The 6,277-nt window shown below is 74.6% G+C and carries 8 protein-coding genes; 5 read left to right on the plus strand and 3 right to left on the minus strand.

Going from position 1 to position 6,277, the window contains the following annotated elements:
• Positions 1 to 114 precede the first annotated feature (114 nt).
• Together ADY01_RS31325 and ADY01_RS31330 are read left to right on the plus strand one after the other, a co-directional pair.
• The gene (locus tag ADY01_RS31325; RefSeq protein WP_049580103.1) at positions 115 to 1,407 is read left to right on the plus strand and encodes an NAD(P)/FAD-dependent oxidoreductase; all 1,293 of its coding nucleotides are present in this window, start codon (positions 115 to 117) and stop codon (positions 1,405 to 1,407) included.
• 148 nt (positions 1,408 to 1,555) lie between these two features.
• Complete coding sequence (locus ADY01_RS31330; RefSeq protein ID WP_107081884.1) at positions 1,556 to 2,863, plus strand: M14 family metallopeptidase; 1,308 nt, start codon at positions 1,556 to 1,558, stop codon at positions 2,861 to 2,863.
• Positions 2,864 to 2,907: 44 nt separating this feature from the next.
• Here the strand turns inward: ADY01_RS31330 and ADY01_RS31335 are convergent, their stop codons facing one another.
• The 3 genes from ADY01_RS31335 to ADY01_RS31345 are packed head-to-tail and all read right to left on the minus strand — an operon-like array spanning position 2,908 to position 4,556.
• Positions 2,908 to 3,630 (minus strand): SRPBCC family protein, encoded by a 723-nt coding sequence (locus tag ADY01_RS31335; protein ID WP_063784427.1) that lies wholly within the window; start codon positions 3,628 to 3,630, stop codon positions 2,908 to 2,910.
• A complete protein-coding gene (locus ADY01_RS31340) occupies positions 3,623 to 3,967 on the minus strand; it encodes an ArsR/SmtB family transcription factor (RefSeq protein ID WP_234320487.1) in 345 nt (114 codons plus the stop codon). Before ADY01_RS31340 ends, ADY01_RS31335 begins: the two co-directional genes overlap by 8 nt.
• 40 nt (positions 3,968 to 4,007) lie before the next feature.
• On the minus strand, positions 4,008 to 4,556 hold the full coding sequence (locus ADY01_RS31345) for an NUDIX hydrolase (RefSeq protein ID WP_049580108.1): 549 nt from the start codon (positions 4,554 to 4,556) through the stop codon (positions 4,008 to 4,010).
• Positions 4,557 to 4,640: 84 nt separating this feature from the next.
• On the opposite strand from ADY01_RS31345, the gene ADY01_RS31350 reads away from it, so the two are divergent.
• The 3 genes from ADY01_RS31350 to ADY01_RS31360 form a co-directional block, all read left to right on the plus strand.
• Positions 4,641 to 5,270 carry a class I SAM-dependent methyltransferase gene (locus ADY01_RS31350; RefSeq protein ID WP_049580105.1) on the plus strand — a complete coding sequence of 210 codons (630 nt, stop codon included), beginning with the start codon at positions 4,641 to 4,643 and terminating at the stop codon, positions 5,268 to 5,270.
• Between the two features lie 32 nt (positions 5,271 to 5,302).
• On the plus strand, positions 5,303 to 5,794 hold the full coding sequence (locus tag ADY01_RS31355; RefSeq protein ID WP_063784428.1) for a GNAT family N-acetyltransferase: 492 nt from the start codon (positions 5,303 to 5,305) through the stop codon (positions 5,792 to 5,794).
• Between the two features lie 4 nt (positions 5,795 to 5,798).
• Positions 5,799 to 6,277, plus strand: a 479-nt coding sequence (locus ADY01_RS31360) for a DUF4231 domain-containing protein (protein ID WP_063784429.1), incomplete at its 3' end; no start/stop codon positions are given.

A 6,277-nucleotide genomic window follows, 5' to 3' on the forward strand; every position in this document is an offset into this window, starting at 1 on the left:
GTCCACGCAGTGCCTCCGATCAGGTCTGCCAACCCCAAGGAGCCTGCCCCCTTCCGGCCACGGCGCCGGTGGGGCAGGCTCCTTGGGGTTGGCAGACCTGATCGGAGGCACTGCGTGGACGGCACACAGCGGACGTTCGTCATCATCGGCGGCGGACTGGCCGGGGCCAAGGCGGCCCAGACGTTGCGGGAGGAGGGCTTCGCCGGCCGGGTGATCCTCATCGGCGACGAACACGAGCAGCCCTATGAACGTCCCCCGCTCTCCAAGGACTATCTGACCGGTCGGGCCGAGCGGGAGAGCGTCTTCGTCCACGCCCCCGGCTGGTACGCCCACAACCGCATCGAACTCCACCTCGGCCAGCCCGCCGTCGCCGTCGACCCCTCCGTCCGCGAGGTCAGACTCGGCGACGGCACCCGGCTGCCCTACGACGCCCTGCTGCTGGCCACCGGCGCCGAGCCGCACCGCCTGGGCATCCCCGGCACCCAGCTCGCGAACGTTCACCACCTGCGGCGGCTCGCGCACTCCGACCACCTGCGCGGCGTGCTGACCAGCAGGGCCAGGGCGGGGGAGCCCCTGGTGATCGCGGGCGCGGGCTGGATCGGGCTCGAAGTCGCCGCCGCCGCACGGACGCTGGGCGCCGAGGTCACCGTCGTGGAGCCGGGTCCCACCCCGCTGCACGCGGTGCTCGGGCCCGAACTGGGCGCGATCCTCGCCGACTTGCACCGCGAGCACGGCGTGGCGTTCCACTTCGGCACGCGGCCGGCCGAGATCACCGGGCGGGACGGCATGGTCGCGGGGGTCCGCACCGAGGACGGCCGCGAACTCCCCGCCCGCGCCGTGCTCGCCGCCATCGGCGCGGGGCCGCGCACGGCGCTCGCCGAGGGCGCGGGCCTCGACCTGGCCGAGGGCGGCGGGATCGCCGTCGACCCGGCGCTGCGCACCAGCGATCCCAGGATCTTCGCCGCGGGGGACGTCGCCGCGGTGGCGCAGCCGGGCCATGGGGGCACCTCCCGGGCCCCCGGGCCCGGGGGAGGGGCGCGGCGGCGCGTCGAGCACTGGGCCAACGCGCTCAACTCCGGCCCGGCGGCGGCCCGTTCGATGCTCGGCCAGGAGGTCGCCTACGACCGGGTGCCGTACTTCTTCTCCGACCAGTACGACGCGGGCCTCGAATACTCGGGCTGGGCCCCGCCGGGCACCTACGACCGCGTGGTCTTCCGGGGCGACGTGGCCAAACGCGCCTTCATCGCGTTCTGGCTGCGCGACAACCACGTGCTCGCGGGCCTCAACATGAACGTCTGGGACGTCACCGCCCCCATTCAGCACCTGATCCGCACCGGTCATCCGGTCGACCCCGAGGCCCTCGCGGACCGGGCCACCCCCCTGGACTCCCTGCTTCCCGCCGCCTGAGGCGGCCCGGCGCGGTGCGGTGCGGTGCGGCCGGGCCGGGCTCGGCCCGGCGCGGGGGCCGCCGCGCCGGTGCGGCAGGACCGGGGCCTTATTGACCTGACCATGCCATTGTCGCGATCATGGCGCCACCCCCACCCTGGAGATGCGCATGCGCAGATTCCCGCGCGGCAGGCGGACCGCCACCGCCGCGACCGTTCTCACCCTCGCCCTGGCCCTCGCCACCGGCACGCAGGCCACCGCGGCCCCCGACGCGTCGGCGCCCGCGGCGGCCACCGTCCGGCAGTACCAGGTCGACGGCGTGGCCACGGCCGAGCAGCGCACGGCCCTGGCCCGCACCGGCACCGCCATCGACGAGATAGGCGCCGACTCCGTGGTGATCACCGCGGACGAGGCCGACGCCGAGCGCCTGACCGGCCTCGGCTACGACCTCACCGCCCTCACCGCCCCGACCGAGCGCGGCGGGCCCGGCGCCGCCGCCGCGCCCGCGGACTACCACACCTACGCCGAGACGCTGGCCGCCGTGGACGCCGCCGAGGCCGCCCACCCCGACCTGGTGAGCAGCCAGGTCATCGGCCAGTCGTACGAGGGCCGCGACATCGTCGCCGTCAAGGTCAGCGCCGACGTGGGCGTCGACGAGGACGAGCCCGAGGTGCTGTTCACCCACAACCAGCACGCCCGGGAGCACCTGACCGTCGAGATGGCGCTCTACACCCTCACCGAGCTGACCTCCCAGTACGGCACCGACCCGGAGGTCACCGCCCTGCTCGACACCCGCGAGGTGTGGCTGATCCCCACGGTCAACCCGGACGGCAAGGTCCACGACCAGGAGTCGGGCTCGTTCCGCAGCTGGCGCAAGAACCGGGAGCCCAACTCCGGCTCCTCCGCCGTCGGGACCGACCTGAACCGCAACTGGGCCTACGAGTGGGGCTGTTGCGGCGGCTCCTCCGGCTCGCCCGGCAGCGACACCTACCGGGGGGCCGGCCCCGAGTCCGCCCCGGAGACCGGGGTCGTCGCGGACTTCGTGCGCGGCCGGGTGGTCGGCGGGGAGCAGCAGATCACCGCGCACATCGACTTCCACACCTACGGCGAACTGGTGCTGTGGCCCTACGGCCACACCTACGCGGACACCGCGCCCGGCCTCACCGCGGACGACGCCGCGGCGTTCGAGGCGCTGGGCACCGCGATGGCCGACAGCAACGGCTACACCCCGCAGCAGTCGAGCGACCTGTACATCACGGACGGTTCGATCAACGACTGGCTCTGGGCGGACCAGGGGATCTTCTCGTTCACCTTCGAGATGTACCCGACGTCCGGCGCCGGCGGCGGGTTCTACCCGCCGGGGAGCGTGATCGACCGGGAGACCAGCCGCAACCGGGAGGCCGTGCTGACGCTGCTGACCTACGCGGACTGCGCCTACCGGGCCGCGGGTCTCGAAGCGGAGTACTGCGCCGCCTGAGCCGCGCCGCGCCCCGCCGTCGTGACCGGCCGCGCCCCGGCCGGTCACGACGCGGCGGGCGCGGGGCGTGACCGGCGTCGGGCGTCGGTCGGCGTCGGGTGCCGGGCGTTCAGCCGTTCTCGGGGGGGCGGCGGTGCGTAGAAGGCGGCGGTGTTGCCCGCCGAACGCCCGGCATCGGCCTCCGGCACGCCCGACGCCACATGCGCCTCGCCCCACCTCTCGCAGCTGGCGAGGATGAACGCCCTTCCCTCGGGCACGAGATGCATCTCCTCCTCGCGGGGGAGGTCCGCCCCGTCCAGGTGGTGGTCGAGCCCGAGCAGCGCCAGATCCCAGCCGACGCCGACGGCCCCGGGGCCGTACTCGTCCCAGAACGAGGGGTCGGGAACGGCGGCGTGCTCCAGCTCGAACAGCGTGGCGCTCCCGCCCCCGTCCGTCTCCTGGGCGGTCAGCCGCACCGTGACCTCGGAGGTGCCCTCGGGTGCCTCACCGAAGATCCAGGACACCGAGATCAGCGTCGGCGGCTCGCAACGGAGCACCTCGCCACCGGCGTTCCCCTCCAGCTGGTACCTCCCGCCCAGGCGCAGGTCGCCGGAGACGGGGGCCAGCCAGCGGGCGATGCGCTCGGGCGCGGTGCAGGCGTCCCAGAGGTCCTCGACGGGGTACGGATAACTCCGCCTGAGCACCACCGTGGTGGCGTCCCCGCCGGGCAGCGTCCTGCCGCCGACCTCGCGGCGGACGGCGTTGATCCGGTCGACGAGATCACTCATCGTCGGTTTCCCTTCGTGCGTGATGGCGGCCCCGGGCGAGCTCGGTCCCGAGGGCGTCGAGCCGCTGGTCCCAGAACCGGCGGAAGTGGTCGAGCCACGCGTCCACTTCGCGGAACCGCTCGGGGGCGACGGCGTACAGCCGCCGCGTCCCCTCCGCCCGCACCTGGGTGAACCCGGACTCGCGCAGCACCCGCAGATGCTGGGAGACGGCGGGCTGCGATATCCCGAACTCCCCCCGCACCGCACCGGCCACGTCTCCCGCGGCCCGCTCCCCGTCGGCGAGCAGCTCAAGAATCCGCCGCCGCACCGGATCTCCCAGAACATCGAACGCGTGCACGGGAGGCAAGGTATCAGCCATCACTTATATAAGCCAAGGCTTAGTCTCTCGCCGGCGCGCCCGCCGCCTCGTCGAGCAGCAGGTACAGGACGCCGACCAGGGTGCCGCTGCTGATCACCTCACGGGTGTCGATCATCGTGCGGAGGTCGGACAGGGGAATCCACTCGATGCGGTCGGACTCGTTCCTCTCGGTCGGCGGTCCGATATAACTCGCGCCATCGGCACGGTAGATGTGGTGCTGGGAGTCCGTGATGCCGTTGGCGGGCTCGGCGTAGATCAGCGGGGTCAGCGGTCCTGGACGCCAGCCGGTCTCCTCCTCGACCTCGCGCGCCGCCGCCTGGACCGGGGTCTCGCCCTCCTCGACCAGTCCCATCGGCAACTCCCAGGCCCAGGCGTCCGTGATGAAGCGGTGCCGCCACATCATCAGCACCTCGCTCCGGTCGTTCACCACGGCGGCCACCGCGAGGTGGCGGAGGCGGACGACGCGGTGGTCGAGCCGCTGCCCGTCGGGGAGTTCGACATCGATCACGCAGAGGTCCACCCACGGGTCCGTGTACACCCGACGTTCGCCGTACGTCTTCCAGCGCATGAGCCGACCGTAGACGACGGGGGCGCCCCGCACCGGATCCCCGGCCCCCTTCACCCGGACGAGCGCCGGGTAGGGTGCCCGACCGTGAGCGAACCGGACTTCCTCCGCACCACCCGCGCCTCGTACGACGCCGTCGCCGGTGACTACGCGGCCCACTTCCGCACCGAGTTGGCGGGCAAGCCGTTCGAACGGGCCCTGCTCGCCGCGTTCGTGGAGCTCGTCCGCGGAGCGGGGGCCGGGCCGGTCGCGGACGTCGGGTGCGGCACCGGACGCGGAACGGCGTACCTCCACGGCCTCGGCGCCGACGTGTTCGGCGTCGACCTGTCGCCGGGGATGCTCGCCGAGGCCCGGCGCGCCTACCCGGGGCTGCGGTTCGAGGAGGGCTCGATGACCGCCCTCGACCTCAAGGACGGCACGCTCGGCGGCCTCGCCGCCCCCTACTCGACCATCCACATCCCCGACGCCCGACTGCCGGGCGTCCTCGCCGAGTTCCACCGCGTGCTGGCCCCCGGCGGCCACCTGCTGCTCATCTTCCAGGTCGGCGACGAGCCGATGCGCAGGACCGAGGCGTTCGGGCAGGACATCGCCCTCGACGTCCACCTGCGCCGCCCCGACGCCGTCGCCGCGCTGCTCACCGAGGCCGGCTTCGCCATGGTGGCGCGGCTCGAACGCGAGCCGGACGGGGAGGAGTCCACCCCCCCCGGGCCTGCCTGATCGCCCGCAGGCCACCGGCGTAGGGTGCCGGTATGACCATCCGCACCGCCGTCGTCCCGCAGGCGGAGATCCTCGACCTGCGGTGGCGGGTCCTGCGGCCCGGACACCCGCGCGCCGCGGCCGAGTTCGCCGAGGACGCCCGGCGGGACACGTTCCACCTCGCCGCCTACGAGGGCGACGACCCGGCGGTGCTCGGCTGCGTCACCCTCTTCCCCGACCCGCTGCCGGGCGAGGACGAGACCGCCCACCGGTTCCGCGGCATGGCCTCGGCGCCCGCCGTCCGCGGGCGCGGCTACGGCGCCGCGCTGCTGGCGGCGGCGACCGGCGAGGCGGCGGCCCGCGGCGCGCGGGTGCTGTGGTGCAACGGCCGCGCCGAGGCGCTCGGCTTCTACCTGCGGCAGGGATTCACGGTCGTGGGCGAGGAGTTCGTGATCGAGGGCGTCGGCCCGCACCGGGTCCTCGCCCGCCGGGTCGGGCCGCCGGTCCCCGCCCCGCCGCCCGTGTCCGCCGCGCCCGGCCGGTGACCGGGTGTCGCGACCGGGCCCCGACGACGACGCGTGGACGACGGCACCCGACCCGTTGCTCGCCCTCGCCGAACGCGACCTCGCCTTCTACCGGCGCGTCCGGGACAACAACCGCCGCCTGCACCGGCTGATCGAGCTGGGCGCGCTGGCCGGGGCCTCGGGGACGGTGGTGGCCGCCGGGCTCCAGGCCGAGCCCTGGCTGACGGCGGCGATCGCGGGGGTGACGCTCTTCTGCACCGGGTTCCGCCAGGTCTTCGGCCCGGGGCAGCGCTGGGCCCTGGCGGGCCGGTCCTGGGAGTCGCTGCGCCGGGCCACCAACCGTTACCGGCTGCTGCCCGAGGCGGAACGCGGCGAGGCGGCCAGGGCCGACCTGCTCGCGGCCGTCGAACGGGTCGGGGCGGACGAGGCCCGGCAGTGGGCCGAGCAGCAGCACCAGCGCGGGGCCGCGCCCGGCGAGCTCCCGCCCGCGCCCCCGCCCGAGGC

Source organism: Streptomyces sp. SBT349 (genome assembly GCF_001083795.1).
GTDB lineage: Bacteria > Actinomycetota > Actinomycetes > Streptomycetales > Streptomycetaceae > Streptomyces.